Annotated in this window: 21 protein-coding genes; 6 read left to right on the top strand and 15 right to left on the bottom strand. The window is 41.8% G+C overall.

Annotated features, from left to right (window positions below; all coding sequences use genetic code 11):
- Positions 1-77 precede the first annotated feature (77 nt).
- Both MgSA37_RS08785 and MgSA37_RS08780 read right to left on the bottom strand, forming a co-directional pair.
- A complete protein-coding gene (locus MgSA37_RS08785) occupies positions 78-464 on the bottom strand; it encodes a hypothetical protein (RefSeq protein ID WP_096351290.1) in 387 nt (128 codons plus the stop codon).
- Between the two features lie 60 nt (positions 465-524).
- Entirely contained in the window at positions 525-1,532 is a 1,008-nt protein-coding gene (locus MgSA37_RS08780) for a nucleoside hydrolase (RefSeq protein ID WP_096351289.1), read from the bottom strand.
- Positions 1,533-1,733: 201 nt separating this feature from the next.
- Here MgSA37_RS08780 and MgSA37_RS08775 point away from each other — a divergent pair, with 201 nt between their 5' ends.
- The 3 genes from MgSA37_RS08775 (at position 1,734) to MgSA37_RS08765 (ending at position 4,917) form a co-directional block, all read left to right on the top strand.
- On the top strand, positions 1,734-2,642 hold the full coding sequence (locus MgSA37_RS08775; protein WP_096351287.1) for an ABC transporter ATP-binding protein: 909 nt from the start codon (positions 1,734-1,736) through the stop codon (positions 2,640-2,642).
- 3 nt (positions 2,643-2,645) lie between these two features.
- On the top strand, positions 2,646-3,896 hold the full coding sequence (locus MgSA37_RS08770; RefSeq protein ID WP_096351286.1) for an ABC transporter permease: 1,251 nt from the start codon (positions 2,646-2,648) through the stop codon (positions 3,894-3,896).
- Between the two features lie 94 nt (positions 3,897-3,990).
- The gene (locus MgSA37_RS08765; RefSeq protein WP_096351284.1) at positions 3,991-4,917 is read left to right on the top strand and encodes a Ppx/GppA phosphatase family protein; all 927 of its coding nucleotides are present in this window, start codon (positions 3,991-3,993) and stop codon (positions 4,915-4,917) included.
- 269 nt (positions 4,918-5,186) lie between these two features.
- On the opposite strand, the gene MgSA37_RS08755 is transcribed toward MgSA37_RS08765, so the two are convergent.
- The 5 genes from MgSA37_RS08755 to MgSA37_RS08735 form a co-directional block, all read right to left on the bottom strand.
- Positions 5,187-5,489 (bottom strand): hypothetical protein, encoded by a 303-nt coding sequence (locus MgSA37_RS08755; RefSeq protein WP_157750499.1) that lies wholly within the window; start codon positions 5,487-5,489, stop codon positions 5,187-5,189.
- A gap of 54 nt (positions 5,490-5,543) precedes the next feature.
- The gene (locus MgSA37_RS08750; protein ID WP_096351279.1) at positions 5,544-5,882 is read right to left on the bottom strand and encodes a hypothetical protein; all 339 of its coding nucleotides are present in this window, start codon (positions 5,880-5,882) and stop codon (positions 5,544-5,546) included.
- Positions 5,879-7,276 carry a radical SAM protein gene (locus MgSA37_RS08745; RefSeq protein ID WP_096351277.1) on the bottom strand — a complete coding sequence of 466 codons (1,398 nt, stop codon included), beginning with the start codon at positions 7,274-7,276 and terminating at the stop codon, positions 5,879-5,881. The genes MgSA37_RS08750 and MgSA37_RS08745 overlap by 4 nt, the downstream gene beginning before the upstream one ends.
- Positions 7,269-8,048 carry a prolipoprotein diacylglyceryl transferase gene (locus MgSA37_RS08740; RefSeq protein WP_096351275.1) on the bottom strand — a complete coding sequence of 260 codons (780 nt, stop codon included), beginning with the start codon at positions 8,046-8,048 and terminating at the stop codon, positions 7,269-7,271. Before MgSA37_RS08740 ends, MgSA37_RS08745 begins: the two co-directional genes overlap by 8 nt.
- Positions 8,049-8,117: 69 nt before the next feature.
- On the bottom strand, positions 8,118-8,864 hold the full coding sequence (locus MgSA37_RS08735; RefSeq protein ID WP_096351273.1) for a carboxypeptidase-like regulatory domain-containing protein: 747 nt from the start codon (positions 8,862-8,864) through the stop codon (positions 8,118-8,120).
- A 154-nt stretch (positions 8,865-9,018) separates the two neighbouring features.
- On the opposite strand from MgSA37_RS08735, the gene MgSA37_RS08730 reads away from it, so the two are divergent.
- On the top strand, positions 9,019-11,016 hold the full coding sequence (locus MgSA37_RS08730) for a M1 family metallopeptidase (RefSeq protein WP_096351272.1): 1,998 nt from the start codon (positions 9,019-9,021) through the stop codon (positions 11,014-11,016).
- An 86-nt stretch (positions 11,017-11,102) separates the two neighbouring features.
- Here MgSA37_RS08730 and MgSA37_RS08725 read toward each other — a convergent pair whose 3' ends face one another.
- From MgSA37_RS08725 to MgSA37_RS08695, 7 genes are all read right to left on the bottom strand, one after another.
- The gene (locus MgSA37_RS08725; RefSeq protein ID WP_096351270.1) at positions 11,103-11,663 is read right to left on the bottom strand and encodes a Maf family nucleotide pyrophosphatase; all 561 of its coding nucleotides are present in this window, start codon (positions 11,661-11,663) and stop codon (positions 11,103-11,105) included.
- Between the two features lie 161 nt (positions 11,664-11,824).
- A complete protein-coding gene (locus MgSA37_RS08720) occupies positions 11,825-12,346 on the bottom strand; it encodes a KdsC family phosphatase (protein WP_096351269.1) in 522 nt (173 codons plus the stop codon).
- A gap of 12 nt (positions 12,347-12,358) precedes the next feature.
- Positions 12,359-12,652: a hypothetical protein gene (locus MgSA37_RS08715; RefSeq protein WP_096351267.1), complete on the bottom strand. Its 294-nt coding sequence runs from the start codon at positions 12,650-12,652 to the stop codon at positions 12,359-12,361.
- Between the two features lie 8 nt (positions 12,653-12,660).
- The gene (locus MgSA37_RS08710; RefSeq protein ID WP_096351266.1) at positions 12,661-12,852 is read right to left on the bottom strand and encodes a hypothetical protein; all 192 of its coding nucleotides are present in this window, start codon (positions 12,850-12,852) and stop codon (positions 12,661-12,663) included.
- A gap of 108 nt (positions 12,853-12,960) precedes the next feature.
- Positions 12,961-13,203 carry a Fe-S cluster assembly protein IscX gene (gene iscX, locus MgSA37_RS08705; RefSeq protein ID WP_096351264.1) on the bottom strand — a complete coding sequence of 81 codons (243 nt, stop codon included), beginning with the start codon at positions 13,201-13,203 and terminating at the stop codon, positions 12,961-12,963.
- Positions 13,204-13,269: 66 nt separating this feature from the next.
- The gene (locus MgSA37_RS08700; protein WP_096351263.1) at positions 13,270-13,602 is read right to left on the bottom strand and encodes a 2Fe-2S iron-sulfur cluster-binding protein; all 333 of its coding nucleotides are present in this window, start codon (positions 13,600-13,602) and stop codon (positions 13,270-13,272) included.
- A gap of 29 nt (positions 13,603-13,631) precedes the next feature.
- On the bottom strand, positions 13,632-14,405 hold the full coding sequence (locus MgSA37_RS08695) for a Rossmann-like and DUF2520 domain-containing protein (protein ID WP_096351261.1): 774 nt from the start codon (positions 14,403-14,405) through the stop codon (positions 13,632-13,634).
- 88 nt (positions 14,406-14,493) lie between these two features.
- On the opposite strand from MgSA37_RS08695, the gene MgSA37_RS08690 reads away from it, so the two are divergent.
- Positions 14,494-16,083, top strand: a complete 1,590-nt coding sequence (locus MgSA37_RS08690; RefSeq protein ID WP_096351260.1) for an alpha/beta fold hydrolase — start codon at positions 14,494-14,496, stop codon at positions 16,081-16,083.
- A gap of 12 nt (positions 16,084-16,095) precedes the next feature.
- Positions 16,096-16,557, top strand: coding sequence for an IS200/IS605 family transposase (gene tnpA, locus MgSA37_RS08685; RefSeq protein WP_096351258.1), 462 nt, complete (start codon positions 16,096-16,098; stop codon positions 16,555-16,557).
- Between the two features lie 274 nt (positions 16,558-16,831).
- On the opposite strand, the gene MgSA37_RS08680 is transcribed toward tnpA, so the two are convergent.
- On the bottom strand, positions 16,832-17,557 hold the full coding sequence (locus MgSA37_RS08680; protein WP_096351257.1) for a phytanoyl-CoA dioxygenase family protein: 726 nt from the start codon (positions 17,555-17,557) through the stop codon (positions 16,832-16,834).
- Between the last annotated feature and the right edge of the window lie 10 nt (positions 17,558-17,567).

Raw genomic sequence — 17,567 nt, 5'->3', positions numbered from 1 at the left:
TCCGAAAGACGAAAAATTGAATATTAGAATATTTAAAGCCCGGAATTTTAGGATTTCGGGCTTTTTAAGTTATTTAATCATTCAAACTTCGATAAATTCGCTTTACAATCGGAAAGTTCCCATGAATCTATAACTGGCAGTTCGTTTTTTAAAATAATTATGTCCTTTTCAGAGAACGTAAACTTTGAGATTGTTTTCCAACCCGTTGGTATGGCGGGAAATGGTTTACCAAATTGCTGTGTAACATCGACTAAGATCGCCTCAGGATTTAAATAAAGCTTCAAATCTCCTTTTTCGAAATAATTAAATGTTGCCCCTATTGGGATTTGAAATTCCGAATATGAACAAAATAAATTAAGCGATAGGCTTTCATTAGCATTTCTTTCAAGCCCCTTGTAAACTATCTTTTTTGAACTTTCCGATAATATTCCGTAAATCGTTACTCCATAGGTAATTTTTTTCATAACATTTGATACAACATTCTTCGTCTTCTATTTTCTCAATATCTTGTGCAATTAAAGTTGCTAACGACCGAATGAATTACTAGTTCCCCCCGGCACATGCTGTATCAATTGATTAATCAAACCCTGCACCACATGATAATCAACTTTTTCCACCAAATAAGCTTGCCCCGCTCCGTTATCATCCCAGGTATTTTTGCCGTCATCAGCAACGATTATCCTTCCTTTGTGTAAAGTGTACCATTTTGAATAGCCTTTAATCGCTACCAGTACAGCGGTTTCATCCCAGCTCATGCGGCCAACGGAATCTTCTTTAGCCAAAGGGATGGAAATGCGGAATACATCTTTTACCGGGTCGTTTTTAATAGCTGAATTGTGGATAAGGGGTAACCCCACCTTTATCTTCTCTCCTATCTCAAAACCGCTCAGGATGATTGGGGTATCCCAATGGGTATAAACATTTTGAGATGCTTTGGCATCCTGCATCACATTAAACTCATAACCCGAAGGATATTTGCCTGCCATGCATACCAGTAATTTTACTTTCTTTTTTACCAGTTCGCTTCCGGATAATTTTGAATATCCGTCAGGCTTTGTATTTAATAAATTCGACAGGTTGGTTAAAAAACCTATGGTTACAATGGTAACGCTATGGTCAGGCTGGGCGGCCAATATTTTGCGGTAAAGCTTTACGGCATCCCTGGCATCGTCATTGGTTTTTATTTTGTGCGGATACTTCGCCAGTACAGTATCTGTCCAGTGCTGCCCGTCGCGCAGGGTTAAAGCATAGCCTTTAGGTACACCAACCGGTATGCCCGGCCGTTTAAAATAAGTATTGAACGCGTCTAACACCCCGGCCACGCCATCATATTTGGTGCTGGCCATAGTTGCCAGTATTTTTGCCTCGCCCTTATCCGCCAGGGCATGCAAAATGGTGATGGCGCCCACGTCATCATAGTCGGGACCCATATCGCTGTCTAAAATAATATTGACGGGTTTGACCTCTTTCTGTGCGGATACATTCGTAGCAATAAAAAAGGCAAAAAGAAAAACAAGGTATTTGTAAAACATGGTTTTTTGATTGGTTCATCAAGGTACAACGAAAATTGCATATAAATCAACTTAATCAACCCAATCTAACTTAATCCAACTCATTCAACCTAATCAACTCAATCCAACCTAATCAACCATTCAACCAATTCAACTAATTTCGTAACTTTAAGCCACCCTGATCATCTAAATCAAAACCTGTTAAAGCAACCAACACCACTTATGTTAAGCATTCGCAATATTGTAAAACAATACGCCGGGCATACGGCTTTAAGCGATGTAAGTTTAGAAGTTAAAAGCGGGCAGATCTTTGGCCTGCTTGGGCCAAACGGCGCCGGTAAAACTTCGCTTATCCGCATCATCACCCAAATTACCGCGCCGGATTCAGGCGAAATTTATTTTAACGGCGAAAAACTCGATCAATCCCATATCGACCGCATGGGTTATTTGCCCGAAGAACGCGGGCTTTATAAAAAAATGGAGATCGGCGAGCAAATGATCTACCTGGCGCGGCTAAAGGGACTGAGCCGCGATGAAGCTATCAAAAGATTAAAAGTATGGTTTCAAAAACTGGGCATGGAAACCTGGTGGAAAATGAAGATAGAGGAGCTCTCCAAAGGAATGCAGCAAAAGGCACAGTTTGTGGCTACCGTATTGCATGAGCCGGACCTGATCATCCTGGATGAGCCCTTCAGCGGTTTCGACCCGGTAAACGCGGAAATCATCAAGGATGAGATCCTGGAACTAAACCGCAAGGGTGCAACCATCCTGTTTTCCACACACCGGATGGAATCTGTAGAAGAACTTTGTGATTCCATAGCACTCATTCATAAATCGCGTAAAATATTAGATGGCTCCGTTAAGGGGATCCGCAACTCCTATCGTAACGGCACCTACCTGGTTGAATATAGCGGCGAAAGGATAATTTTTGACGGAAAACAGCCATTTGACCTCGTTGAAGAAATGGCCTCAGATGATGACACCCACACGCTTAAAATTAAACTTGCCGGCGCTAACTCCTCCAACGATGTGTTGCAATATATTATTCCCAGGGCACGCGTCAATATGCTGCAGGAGTTGGTACCGAGTATGAACGAAATATTTATTGAAAACGTAAACAAAATCGCCTGAGCCATGGATAAAGTATTATTAATCATTCAAAGGGAATATGTTACCCGCGTACGGAAAAAGGCATTTATCATCATGATATTTGTGGTGCCATTACTCATTTTAGCAATGGGCGCCATAATCACCCTGATCGCGAAGGACAGTGACAACCTGAGTGCGCCACAAATTGTTAAAGTACTGGACAAAACAGGGCAATTCAGCGGAAAATTTAAAAACCAAAAAAACCTGAGATTTGAGATGACTGAACAGTCTGTTGATGATTTGAAACCAGCGCTCAACAAAGACGAACACCTTTCAGCGTTGGTAATACCAACTGACTATACCACAAAAGACGCGGTTAAAATATATTCTCAAAAAAAGCCCGGCATTACCCTCACTTCGAAAATTGAAGAGGAAATGAATGCCATTGCGATAAACAATGGCATGCTTAAAAACCATATCGACACATCCCTGCTGCATTCCATCAAAAGCGACATCTCGCTTAATCCGATGGAAATAACCAATAGTGGCACTAATAAAACCAGCCAGGGCGCCGATATTGCCGTTGGTATTGCTTGCGCGGTATTAATTTATTTATGCTTGTTTATATACGGCGCCCAGGTAATGCGGGGTGTTATTGAAGAAAAAACAAGTCGCATCATCGAAGTGGTCATATCCTCCGTAAAGCCGTTTCAGCTTATGCTGGGCAAAATTATCGGTGTTGGTTTGGTTGGATTAACCCAATTTGCAGCCTGGATAGTATTGTCGATAGTTTCGACCAAAATCGTTGGGCATGCGTTATCATCGCCGCAAGGTGGAATGATGCAGGCGTTAGCTGCATTGCAAACCATTCATTTTGGCAGCCTGTTATTTTATTTCCTGTTTTATTTTCTTACCGGATACCTTCTGTATAGCGCTTTGTTTGCAGCGGTTGGTTCGGCAGTGGACAGTGAGACCGAAACGCAGCAATTTATGTTCCCGGTTACCCTGCCTTTATTATTTACCTATATTTTATCGGTATCGATATTGTTCCGGGCGCCCGATAGCCCCTTAGCGGTATGGCTGTCAATGATCCCTTTTACAGCCCCGGTAGCCATGATGGTGAGGATCCCGTTTGGCGTGCCGGGCTGGCAACTGGCCATATCCATGTCGTTAATGGTGGTAACCTTTATTTTTACCACCTATGTGGCCGCGCGGATCTATCGTGTCGGCATTTTAATGTACGGTAAAAAGGCAAGCTATAAAGAACTTGTAAAATGGTTTTTTTACAAAGAATAACCCCCTGGCCCCCTAAAGGGGGAAAAGAAAAAAGACAAATGAACTATTATCCCCTAAATTCTAAACAATTTAGGGGATTGTTTATTTTAGCTGTATGAATAACCGCTACGCCGTGATGGATCTCGGCACAAATACTTTTCACTTGTTGATAGCAGAGGCTGGTACTTTGGGGTTTAATGAAATTGTGCATGAAGAAGAAGCGGTAAAACTGGGCGAAGGCGGCATTAATAAAGGGTCCATCGTACCTGCTGCATTTGAGCGTGGCATAAAAACTATGGAGCGGTTTGGCGGACTGATTAAAAACAACAACGTTCAGCAGGTAAGGGCAATTGCCACCTCGGCATTACGCAGCGCGGCCAACGGCGGGGATTTTATCCGGCAGGTAAAAGAAAAAACAGGCATAGGTATCGAAATTATTAATGGCGACCAGGAAGCGGCCTTTATTTACAAAGGCGTTAAAGCCAGCGGGTGTTTAACCAAACAACGCAGCATTATAGTTGATATCGGCGGTGGCAGCGTGGAGTTTATTATTTGTGATGATAGTACCGTCTATTGGAAACAAAGCTTTGAAATAGGTGCTGCCCGCCTGATGGATAAATTTCACCGGACTGATCCGATACCACCCGAATCCATAACCGCATTAAACCTGTATCTGCAGGATCAATTGCAAAGCCTTTTTGAAGCGGTGAAGAAATTCCCTGTACATACGCTTGTTGGCTCCTCCGGCTCCTTTGAGAGTTATACCGGTTTAATCGAAACAGCAAAAGGGCATGCCTTTGATCTGAAAACAATTAAATCCTATGAATTTAATATGGATGAGCTTTTAGCGTTGATTGAGCAGGTTGTACTTTCCACTCACCAGGAAAGAATAGAAAACCCAGGCATCATCCCTGTCCGGAAGGACATGATTGTAACCGCGTCTATATTGGCGCGATTTATTTTAGAGAAATTAAAGATCAGCAAAGTAATGATGACTACCCATTCCTTGAAAGAAGGGGTGCTGGCAGCGATGATGGGTTAACGGTTAAATACGTATACACAGGTTGAGAAGCCAACAAGGAAAATAATTGCAGCACTTAACAGAAAAGCCTTGGTTTTATAGAATATTGAAGTGATAATGCAAATTACAAAATGAGTGCCAATGACTGCAAAGAGGGCTAAAATATCATAATCACCCTTCATTAAGGATTTTAAAACTATCGTGTAGATGATCAATACTACTATATTTATTAATACGATCAACATAGTGTTATCCTTCTTTTTCTTTTCCTCCATAAACTTGCTTTTTATTTACCCCATGCCTATAACCATAACACAGGTTGAAAACCCGATGGCAACTACTAAAACACCGCTTAAAACCCACATCCAGCTTTTACTGCTGATGGCCATCACAAAACAAACAATAAAATGCCCCAATAACACAAATGCATCAAAAAGAAATCCGCCCTGGCTGGCAAGCAGCTTAAATACAATAGTATAAAAAGCCAGGGCAAGCAGGTTATAGGCTACTATGGCCATATTGCCCATTGGCTTATTGCCCGGTTGTTTTTCTTCAGGCCGAGGATTGGGATCCCATATGTTTTGATCTGCCATTATTAAAATTTTTAAAAGCCTGATTCTTAAAGTTGCCAAATATAAAATCAATTTTCACTGGTGCCGATGGACTGGTAAAGTAATACTGTTACTTATGTACGAGCATGTTGAAAAACCAATTATCAGCACCAGGACCGCACTCAATACCCACATTCCGGCCCTTTTACTCACCAGGGCCATTCCCAGGCAAAAAAGCACATGGAAAACTATTAAAAATGCATCGATAACCAAATTTGCTTCGTTAGCTGACAATTTGTAAATGACCGTGTAAAAAGCTAAACCCAGGATATTAAAACCAACAATAGCCAGGTTACGTGACGATTGCTTCCTTTTTTCAAACAGGTCAAGTTTCGAAGATTTTTTTGGATCACGCTCATCTTTGTTTTCCATCATACCACAATCTCGTTTCGCAATTGGTTTAAGTACTCCACTTTATCATCCCGGTAAAAAATGTTCATGGTTTCAAACGGGATGATCTGCATGTCCTTATTCACAATATGCACGCACGATTTCTTGATCGCCCTTACGTCAAAATTCTGCGCATCAATAAACTGCATAATAATCACCCTGAAAAGGTTATCATATCCCAAATTTGGGGCGTCAATCTCCGGCAGGCAGCACATAATAGACTTCAAATGTTCTTTTGCCGTCTCTACGGAATTGCCGGTGCTGAACATATTCAGCAAATGCATTTTCAGTTGCTCATCCTGCTCATAAACAATGGTATTTTTTGAGTTATCCAGCAGGTCGTCCGGGTTGATCATCCGGGTTAAGGGGAACACCTGCCCACCAAGCTTTAAGGCATAACCCATCACCAGCGCATCCGGGTTACAGGGTACCGGGATCAGGTCGTGTTCATTAAAAATATCGGTTTGCGCCAATATTGCCGATCGCACCTCCGTCAGCGTGTACCTATCCGTCGCCGGGTTAAAGTTTTCCAGTCGCCCGGCCTGTTGGGTTGGCTGAAAAGTTACGCCGCGTACACAGGGCTGCTTTAGGGCATATTCAATGATCTTGCCTATTTCATCGGTATTCAACCCTTTTTGCAGGGTAACCACCAGCGTGGTAGATAAATTATACTTATTCAGGTTTTCCAGCGCTTTTATCCTTACTTCACGCAGGTCCTCGCCCCTTAACAGTTCAAGCGCTTCCTTTTTAAAAGAATCAAATTGCAGGTAGATCTCAAAATCGGGCATATAGGTGGCCAGCCGTTTTACAAAATTTTCGTCTTTGGCAATCCTGATGCCATTGGTATTGAGCATTAAATGCCTGATAGGTTTTGTTTTGGCGATGTCCAGGATCTCAAAAAACTGCGGATGCACGGTAGGCTCTCCCCCGCTGATCTGCACCACATCCGGTTGCCCCTCATTTTCAACAATAACGTCCAGCATCTGCTCAATTTCGGCAAGGCTACGGTGCCTGCCATAAGTAGGCGACGACATGGCATAACAGGTCGGGCAGCTTAAATTACAGCGGTCGGTAACTTCCAAAACGGTAAGGCACGAATGCTGCTCATGATCCTGGCATAAACCACAATCGTAAGGGCAGCCATAATGCGTTTTTGAGTTGAATTTCAAAGGCATCTCGCTGCGCTTGGCATAATTGCGGCAGTTTTTATAGTATTCGATATCGGTAGCTATCAAAACTTTTTCGAAGCCGTGATGCCGGCAGGTTTTCAGCATAAACACCTTATCGTCCTCAAAAACAATTTTTGCGTCAACCCTTCTTAAACAGGTTGAACAAATACTTAGGGTGAAATCATAATAAATATACGGGCGTTCAGGCATCTGGTTTTATCAGTTTTGAAGGATAAAGAAAAACTTTATAATAATACACAATACCGGCAATACAAACTAATTGAATTACCGAAAGACCGAAACTAAAAAAGTAGTCGGGTTTAATAAATTCAACCAAAAAGCGAAAAATGAGGTAGCTGGATAAAAAAATTTTAAACCTTGAGCCATCGGTAAAATGCTTATACTTTTCGATGATGTTAAGCGAAAGCCACAATACTATCCAGAATAAGATCTCGTACAAATTAGTGGGATGCCTGCGGATCCCGTCGCCAAAGTTAATGGCCCATGGCAGGTTTGATGGCACACCAAAAGTGCCGTCTTCCAGTCCCGCCAAAAAACAGCCGGTACGCCCTATGATCATAGCCAGAATCAGCGGATAAACCATCATATCGCCCGAAGAAACCTTTACCCCAATCTTTTTCTTCGTCAGTTCAACGCCAATCAAACCGCCCAGCATCCCGCCAACGATGGTTTTATTACCCATCAGGTAAACCAGGTTAAAACGGGGCAACAATCGCGGATTTTCCAACACACCTACCAGGTGCGACCCTATCAACGCGCCAAAGGCGGCGCCAATAAATATGATGAGGCGATGTTCAGCACTGATCGGGTCCTGTGTATGCTTTCTTAAATAAACATAGTACCTGTAACCTATAAAATAAGCCAGTGTTTCGCACACAAAGTGGACAGGGATATAAGATTTACCAACAGGAATGTTTACAGGGAAATGCAATGCTAAATTTTTCAGAAATATAGCAAGCATTATCCACACCAAACAACCAACAGGCATATTAAACCAAATAAAATTTAATAGCCATGCATGGATACGCTTTTACCTGAATAATTTACGTACCGGCCTCCTGACAAATTTGTAATACATTCTTTTAAAAAACGGCGTCTTCACGATAACAATGTCGCCCATAATTGCCGGGCTGAGCTGAAGTTTAACCTCGCAAACCGCATTTACACTATTATCAACTACCAGCTCTTTGCTAACATATCCTATGTAACTTACCGAAAGTTTTGTCACACCCGGCGAAGTTCTTAAAGTAAAATCGCCATTAACATCAGTAACCGCCACGGTATTACCGGGCAAAATTCTTACGGAAGCGCCGGGAAGCGGCATATTGGTTTCATCCAATATCCGGCCTTTGATAACCTGGCCTCTCGCTGAATCAGGCATATAAACCTTCCCGATGATGCGATTTTGCGGTGGCTTGCTATATTCACCCTGTTCGGTGGTTTGCCCAACCGGTGGTTTTGTTTGCGCTGCGGCTTTAAAAAACGCAGCAGAACCTAACATTCCTATGGCAAGTATCCATTTCTTCCAGCCATAATTAACCGGCAATTCTTCCTGACAGGTTTGTTGGTTTACTGCAACTAACTGGGGTTCATTAAAACGACCGCACACATTTTTGGTTGCCGACAGGTAGGCTAAAATTTCGTCGCCGCTCATTTTTGTAAAATCAACTACGGTTTTGCTGCAGTGTGTGCAGTGGCGTCCGGCATCGCGGTCTTCCATTTGCTGCCATGATTGCTGGCAGGGCTCCGGGATACTGATGTTCGTAATAGCTATCATAATTTACAGGTTTTGGCATAATGATGCTTTTATCAGTCCGTTTCCATAAAGCACAGGTATTTTTTTTAGTAAAAAAAACAATACAATTGCTTTATATAGCAAAAATGAAAACCGATACTGCGGATTGTATGATCTCTTATTATATATTTACCTTATGAAATTGAAATTTATAAGCCTTGGAATGATTTTACTTGTTGTAATTTCTGCCAATGCGCAGCGAAGAAAGCGCGCCGCAAACCCCAACGATACCATTTCATCAAACTATGAGCCTTCGGCGCTGTTTTCTCCTCAATTCTATGCTGAAAAAGGAAACGAGTTTCATTCAGCCAATGGCGCTCCGGGTCCAAAATACTGGCAAAACCGGGTGTATTACACCATAAGCGCCGCGATTGACACTACTGCTAAAACTTTAACCGCCACCGAAAAAATCCATTATACCAATAACAGCCCGGATGCCCTGCAATATTTATGGGTTCAGCTGGACCAGAACACCTATAAAAAAGATGCCCGTTCAAACTTTGCGACTGCATTCTCCCCCGCGCCAAACCAGCACACAGGTGGATATGATATAGAGTCGGTGGTAATCAATAATGGGGATGTGCAGAAGACTGTTCCATTTATCATCAATGACACCCGGATGCAATTGCGCCTTGCCAAACCAATATTACCTAATGGCGGCGCCATCGATCTGATCATTCATTATAAATATACCATTCCGGGTAATTTTGGCGGCAGAAACGACTTCTTTGACACCAAAAATGGCAAGATCTATGAAATTGCGCAATGGTTCCCGAGGATGTGTGTTTATGACGACAGCCGGGGCTGGGATACCCTGCCTTTTTTAGGCGCCGGTGAATTTTATCTTGAATATGGTGATATTGATTATAGCATTACCGTTCCATCTGATATGATCGTAGCGGGCTCAGGAGAATTGCTCAATCCAAAAGAAGTGCTTACAGCCAAACAAATGGCAAGGCTTAATGAAGCACAAAACAGCGATAAAACGATCATGATCCGCAGCGCGGAAGAAGTAACCAGCCCGGCATCACGACCAAAAAATAATGGCACATTAACCTGGCACTTTAAAATGACCAACACCCGCGACGTTGCTTTTGGCGCTTCAAAAGCTTATATGTGGGATGCGGCAAAAGTAAATTTACCCGGCGGCAAAAAATCCCTTGCCATGTCGGTTTACCCGGTTGAAAGTGCAGGCAACGATGCCTGGGGAAGAGCAACCGAATATCTTAAAAAATCTATTGAGTATTTCTCCGAAAAATGGTTCGTTTACCCTTACCCCGTTGCCGTTAATGAAGCCGGGATAGCGGGCGGCATGGAGTATCCCGGAATTGTATTTGACGGTATCGGCGATAAAGGCGGCGAGCTGTATTGGGTTACCGCGCACGAGATCGGCCATAACTGGTTCCCGATGATCGTTGGCAGTAACGAGCGCCGTTTTGCCTGGATGGATGAAGGATTTAATACTTTTATTGATATTTATGCAGCCGACGAATTTAATCATGGCGAATATGCGCCAAAACGGGACGGCGAATATGCACCGGGTAAGGGCAACCCGGCAGATGAGATTGTACCGATCATTGCCGATCCAAACGCACCTTCAATTATGACTGCTGCCGATGCTATCTCCGAAAAATACCGTCACCCTATTGCCTACTTTAAGCCGGCCTTTGGCCTGGTTTTGCTTCGCGAGCAGATCCTGGGAAAAGATCGTTTTGATTATGCATTCAAAAATTACATCAGTAACTGGGCCTTCAAACATCCGCAGCCGGATGACTTTTTCAGGTCGATAGAAAATGGCGCAGGTGAAGACCTGGGCTGGTTTTGGAAAGGATGGTTTTACAATAACTACTCGCTTGATCTGGCCCTGGTTGACGCCAAATATGTAAATAACGATCCGACACAAGGTATAAGGGTGACGGTGGCCAATAAAGACGCCATGGCTATGCCGTTTGCTATAGAAGTAAAATTAAAGGATGGCAGCAAAAAGCGTATGCAACTACCGGTGGAAACCTGGCAGCAGGATAAAGCGATAACTTTTGTGATCCCAACAACAACAGCAGCTGAAAGTGTGACGGTTGATCCGGACGCCGCGTTGCCGGATATCAACAGGAAGAATAATACGATAAAAATGTAAATGTAGGGGCGCAAAATTTTGCGCCCCCACATTTTGCGCCCCCACATTTTGCACCCCCACATTTTGCACCCCTGCATTTTGCGCCTCTACAGTTTCATCAATTCCCTATACAGTTTTTCTGTTGGCAAACCAACCACATTGGTATAGGAACCATTTATTCTTTCAATGCCAATCAGCCCTATACGTTCCTGGATGCCGTAGGAACCGGCCTTATCAAAGGGCTTGTATTCGTTAACATAGCTAACGATCTCCTCGTCTGAAAGTTCTGCAAAGAACACTTCCGAAACGTCATAAAAACTATGATACCGGTGCTGGTAAAGCAAGCAAACACCTGTTATTACCTGGTGCATCCTGCCGGATAACGTTTGCAGCATTTCAATTGCATGCGCTTCATTTTCGGGCTTGCCCAATATTTGGTTATTTACACAAACAATGGTATCGGCTGTTAAAACAATCTCGTCGGTAACCGTTTCGTCAAAGGCTTTTGCCTTTTTTTCAGCGATATAAACGGCAATTTCTTCCGGACTTAGTTGTTCAGGATAGGATTCATCCACTTCCTTCAACACTACGTGGAAATTAATATCCATCAGCTTTAAAAGTTCCTGCCTGCGGGGGGATTTTGATGCGAGAATTATTTTATGGTTCATTAGTTCAATCGTTCATTAGTTCATTGGTAGCTAGTTTGATACCCTACGTGCTATTATTGAAGTGTCTTTTATTTGAAAAAGAAATCCGAACACCATTTTACCGTTAAATACGCCAAACGCAATTACAAATAAACTAATGAACCAGTGAACAAATGAACCAATTACCAGCTATACGCCTCTTCGGTCATCCATTTGCCCTGGATCTTCAATACCTTTTCAATAATATCACGGGCGCAGCCCCTGCCACCTGGTAGTGGCGAAATATATTTGCTGATCGCTTTTATCTCTTCGGCAGCATCTGCGGGACAAACCGGTAGTCCTGCAAGTTTCATCGCTTCCAGGTCGGGGATGTCATCGCCCATATAAATTACCTTTTCGGCACTCAGATGTTTTTCCTCCAGGTAAAGCTTTATTTTTTCAACTTTGGTATGGATTCCCATATAAACATCCTTAATACCAAGGCTGTTCAGCCGGTAAACAGCGCTTTTTGATCGGCTGCCCGAAACGGTACAAACATTATAGCCGCATTTTACTGCAAGCTGCAGCGCATAACCATCTTTGATGTTGAAGGCCCGGCTTTGGATACCATCTTCTGAAATAAAAACAGAGCCATCGGTTAACACGCCATCAACGTCAAAAATAAAGGTCGTTATATCTTTTAATTTATGTAAGAATGATTCCATTTTCCAGGTCGATTAAATTTTATATTGAACCATGTTGATATTACGGAAATACTTTATAAATATCCTTCCGGTCAGCAACCCGGGCAAATTCGACAGTATTATTTTCAATAAAAAGCCCGATTCTATAATCGCCACTTCTAATCCGATACGCGGCTGAATGCCCTTTAAGTTTTTGAGATTTTTTATTTCAGAGAGGGTATTTGCTATTTTAACTTCGTCAATGATGTCCAAAACATCTTTTTTTACTGAAGCCCTTGTAATTTTATCCAGGTCTCTTAAAAATCGCCTGTTAAACTCAATTATCATTTTACGAACTAAGTTTTTTTTATTACTTCTTCGTAAGACACTTTATCACTCCTGTCGACTTCCTTCATCATGGCAAGTAAACCCATATCCTCTTTTTCTTCCTCCGTAATAATTTTTGAGGCGATATTCATTTTAGCCAGTAAGTCGGTAATAAGTTTAGCTTCGTCTTTTGTTTTAGGGTTGATAACTATGCTTTCCATATCACAAATTTAAGTAACTATTTTATGATTTTACCGGTTATTTGCACTGTTCTTGCTGCGAGCTGCCAACTCAAAACCTGCCTGCGGCAGGCAGGCTGTCAACTAAACCTATTGGTTATCCCGCCATTCGTAAACCCAGGCCGACTGGATCTGCTCCAGGTGCCCTTCGTTAGATTCTTCACGGGTTCCCGCAAAATTAGGGAGCGACAACACCCATTCCAAAAGGTCGGTAAAACGGATACGGTATATTTTCGATTCATCAAAATCATCGCCAAACTTTTCATAAAGTTCAATGGCAATATCTTCATGATCGTTCCAGTGTATAGGTAAGCTGAATTTATTTTCTGTCATTTCAAATCGGTGTAATCTTATATCAATCGGTGTAATCACCCAAAAATCAGTGTAATCCTTTAATAGTTAATGGCCTAAAAACTGCGATTGGTCAGGCAACGTTACTTCTATATCGCCATCAAGGATAATGCACTGGCAACCCAAACGCGAATTAATACGCGGATTAACAGCCCTGTCAATAAAATCCTCTTCTTTATCTGAAATTTCCTGGATATTGTCCATACCCCTGTTCACATACACCTGGCAGGTGCTGCACCCGCATACGCCGCCGCAGTTATGTTGTAATTCGATGCCATTCTCCAGGCAGACGTCTAATACCGACTCACCTTCAGCAATCGGGATTTCCACACTTTCCAACCCTTTTGCTTCAAAATTAATCTTTACTTTAAAAATGTTCATTTCAGCAAAAGTAATAAAATTACTTACGCTCAGTGCCCATCTTTAGTGTTTTTGATAATCCCCTGACTTAACAGCTCATAAATCATTTGCAGGCCGGGTTCATCCTGAAGCATTTGTAAATGCATCTTCATGGTATTTTCGTCGTTACGTACAGCCGGGCCGGTTTGCACCTCAACAGGTAAATTTTCCTGGACTTTTTGAGCGGTCTCCAGGATCAGCGGCCTGATCAATTCAAAATCAATATTTTGTTTGTCCAGCAGCCGCCTTGCCACTTCGTATAAATAATTCGGAAAATTACAGGCAAAAACGGCTGCCAGGTGCAATACTTTGCGTTGTGCGGAGTTGATCCGGTAAACTTTATTGCTGATGGTTTGGGCAAGTTGCTCCAATATACGTGTTGTTTGTTCATCGGGCCCCTCAATGCATAAGGGTACATTTAAAAAATCAACCTCCTTATTTTTGCTCAAAGTTTGCAGCGGGTACAATACACCCGAATTTGGCATGATGGATGACAATACAGTTAAAGCTGTAGCGCCAGAGGTGTGAACCGTTAGTTTTTTATACGGCGCCAATGACAGCCCCAAAGAAAAGATGGCGTCATCCTTTACAGCAATCACAAACAAATCAGTTTCAGGGTCTATGTCCTGCAGCCGGTCAATAGCTTCCGCCTTTACATGGTAGGCCAGCAATGCAGCATTTTGTATCTCCCTGCTGTAAACCTGCACAATACGATGCCCTCCATTTTTAAAAGCTGCTGCCAGGTGGGTGGCCACATTTCCGGAACCGATAATGGTTATGCGCATATCATCAATTAAAACTTACTGAAATATAACCTGAATATTTCCGCTAAATTAGTCAACAGAATTCTTTTGGTTCAATTTATATCGCATTATGAAAATACTCAGACTCATTTTCAGTACCATTTTGTTTTTGACCCTTGTTACCGGCATTTACGCCACTGTATTGTATTTTAAGGGAAATATGGAAAAAAAAGAGCTGACCGATAATGACAGAAAAGGAACTCCCGGCCAGTACATTAAATTAAGCCGGGGAATTACACATTATGAATTGGGCGGTCCCGATACCGGGAACGTCGTAATACTGGTACACGGTTTTAGCGTACCTTATTACATATGGGACGGCACTTACCAATATTTGGTAAAGCAAGGTTTCAGAGTTTTGCGTTACGATATGTATGGAAGAGGATACTCCGACCGCCCGGATGTTATTTATAACCAGGAACTTTACCAAACACAGTTGCTAGATCTGATTAAACAATTGCACCTTAAAACGCCTGTTAGCCTGGCCGGCGTGTCATTTGGTGGCGCCATCGTTACTAATTTCACCTGCAAATATCCCAATCTGGTTAACAAGGTAATATTGGTTGACCCGGTATATCATTTCGGGCCATCGTCGGCGCCTGAGTTTTATACTTTGTTTGATGAAGCTACGCACGGGGATGACAGGGCAAACGGCCAGCTGACTGATTTTAAACACCCGGAGAAGCACACGGATTGGGTGCAAAAGTATAGGTTCCAGATGCAGTACAAAGGCTTTAGGAATGCCATCGTTTCTACAAGGTATGACTATAAATACAACGGCAGGCAGAGTTATACCAGCCTGAATAATACACATAAACATGTACTGCTGATCTGGGGAAAAGACGACCATACCGTGCCTTTTCAATTCAGCGATTCAGTACGAAGCGTGTTAAAAGTTGATTTTTTCCCGGTAGACGATGCGGCGCATTTGCCACACATTGAACAGGCAGATAAGGTGAATGCAAAGATTTTGGAGTTTTTGAGAAATGTAGATTTTGTAAAATCGGATAGTTTAAAACCAAAAATATCAATTCAGAAAAGGACTATTTCGGCCGACTTTAAAATAGGTATACGCAACCCTCATCCAACCGATGATGATTGTGTTTTCACAAACCACTATAGCGTTGCCGAACGACTTAAGAAATATCCTTTTTCAAAAGCACTTAAAATAGTTGCTGTTTCATTCAGATACATGGATCGCCGCCGGGAATACTTAACAAATGATTCCGTGAAGATTTATGATGACGGTATTCATGCAAAAGTTCCCGACAGTCTGTTGCACAAAAATCCATTTGATATTCAATATGAATCCGGCCTGCATGTTAAAAATCAAAAATTAAATTACTCATCGCTAATTGAAATCCAAAATTTAAGCGGTAAACAGATCGAAAAATTTACGAATCTTATTTACAACACAACGGTGCGAAAACAGACAGACTATGCCGATCCGGGGTATACGTGCTATTCGCCACGAAATGCGATAGTGTTTTTTGATAAAAATGGGAAAGTCTATGATTATTTGGAGGTTTGCTTTGAATGCATGCATTATCGAACACTGTCAGATAAGTTTTCAATCGGTACATATTGCAATCAGAAATACGATCTCTTGCGACAATTCTTTATTGATACAGGCATTGATTACGGAACTATAAAAAAATAAAATATATAACCGATGGCCAACACCTTTTCGCAAATCTACCTGCAATTTGTTTTTGCGGTTCAAAACCGGCAAAGTTTAATCGCGAAAGAGAACAAAGAAGAATTACATAAATACATTACCGCCCTTGTGCAAAACAGGAAAGCAAAAATGCTTGCTATTAACTCGATGCCTGATCATACCCATTTATTTGTAGGCTTTAAACCAAACATTTTAATTTCTGATTTTGTGAAGGAAATAAAAGTTGAAAGCAATGAATTTACTAACAATAAAAATTGGATCCGGGGCAAATTTAATTGGCAGGAAGGGTATGGCGTATTTTCATATTCACACTCACATATCGATACGGTTATAAAATATGTGCATAACCAGGAAATTCACCATCAAAAGAGCACTTTTAAACAGGAATATTTAAGTTTATTAAACAAATTCGAGATCCCTTTTGATGAACGATATCTGTTTGAATTTTTTGACTAAATCCGTTTAGAATTGTCGGCGAAGGAAGCTCCTATGGAGCCGATTAGTTTGATCTCCTTTTTTCTATAAACACGCAACTCCTATGGAGTTGTCGTTGTATGATTTAATGGATAAGCAGATATAAATCAACATACCTATTCCGGCATTATTATCATTTGAAAAAATGACAATAAATGCAAAAACTCGTGCTAAAAACTCCGTAGGAGTCACCTGTTTATAGAAAAATCTAAGTAAATCAACGGGCACCATAGGTGCCTCCTTTTACAGTTTATCTTTAAGGAGTGGTTGTTTCCTTCTCTGCCCAGTTTAGTCCCAGGGGGAGCTTGTCCCTGCTGAATTCGATATGTATCACCCTCCGGGTTTTGTTTGACGTAGTCCGGTCAGAAGCATGCATTAAAAGAGGGCGCATGATCATAATTCCCCCGCTCTTTACGTTGCAGGTTATTGGGGCTTCTGAATTCCAGACTATTTCTTCTGCTCTGTAAATTCCTTTAAGATGAGAACCCGGGATAACCTTTAGCGCTCCATTATTTCCGTCTGTATCATCCAGGTGGATCCGAATAGTGAATATATCTTTTAATATTTCAACCGCTGGTTGAACAGAAAACTGATCATGTTTGACTGTCCAGGCGCTATATCCCGGCACATCGGCCTTCTTATCAACCGAAATCGTCAAATCCTGATGCCATGCAACAAACCAGTTAGATTTTTCAGGTTTATCAAAATAAATTGACTTTACCACGAAATAGTCATTACCAAAAAGGGCATCAATAACCGACCTTAAGTTTTGATTAAACACCAATGGTTTAACTTCAGGAAGTACTTTTAAAAATTGCCGGATAGCGAACAGATCGGCAGTTTGACGGAAAGTTTTTTCAGATCGGTCTGCCTTATTGAGTATGGCTCCTATACTATTAATTTCGTCGATGGTATAAATATCCTCAAAAACCGAAAAGCCGCTATCAGCTATTTGTTGCCTTTGATTTATTGATACCTCCATCTGCAACCTA

Source organism: Mucilaginibacter gotjawali (genome assembly GCF_002355435.1).
Taxonomy (GTDB): Bacteria; Bacteroidota; Bacteroidia; order Sphingobacteriales; family Sphingobacteriaceae; genus Mucilaginibacter; species Mucilaginibacter gotjawali.
This window is presented reverse-complemented; position numbering and strand designations above follow the sequence as displayed.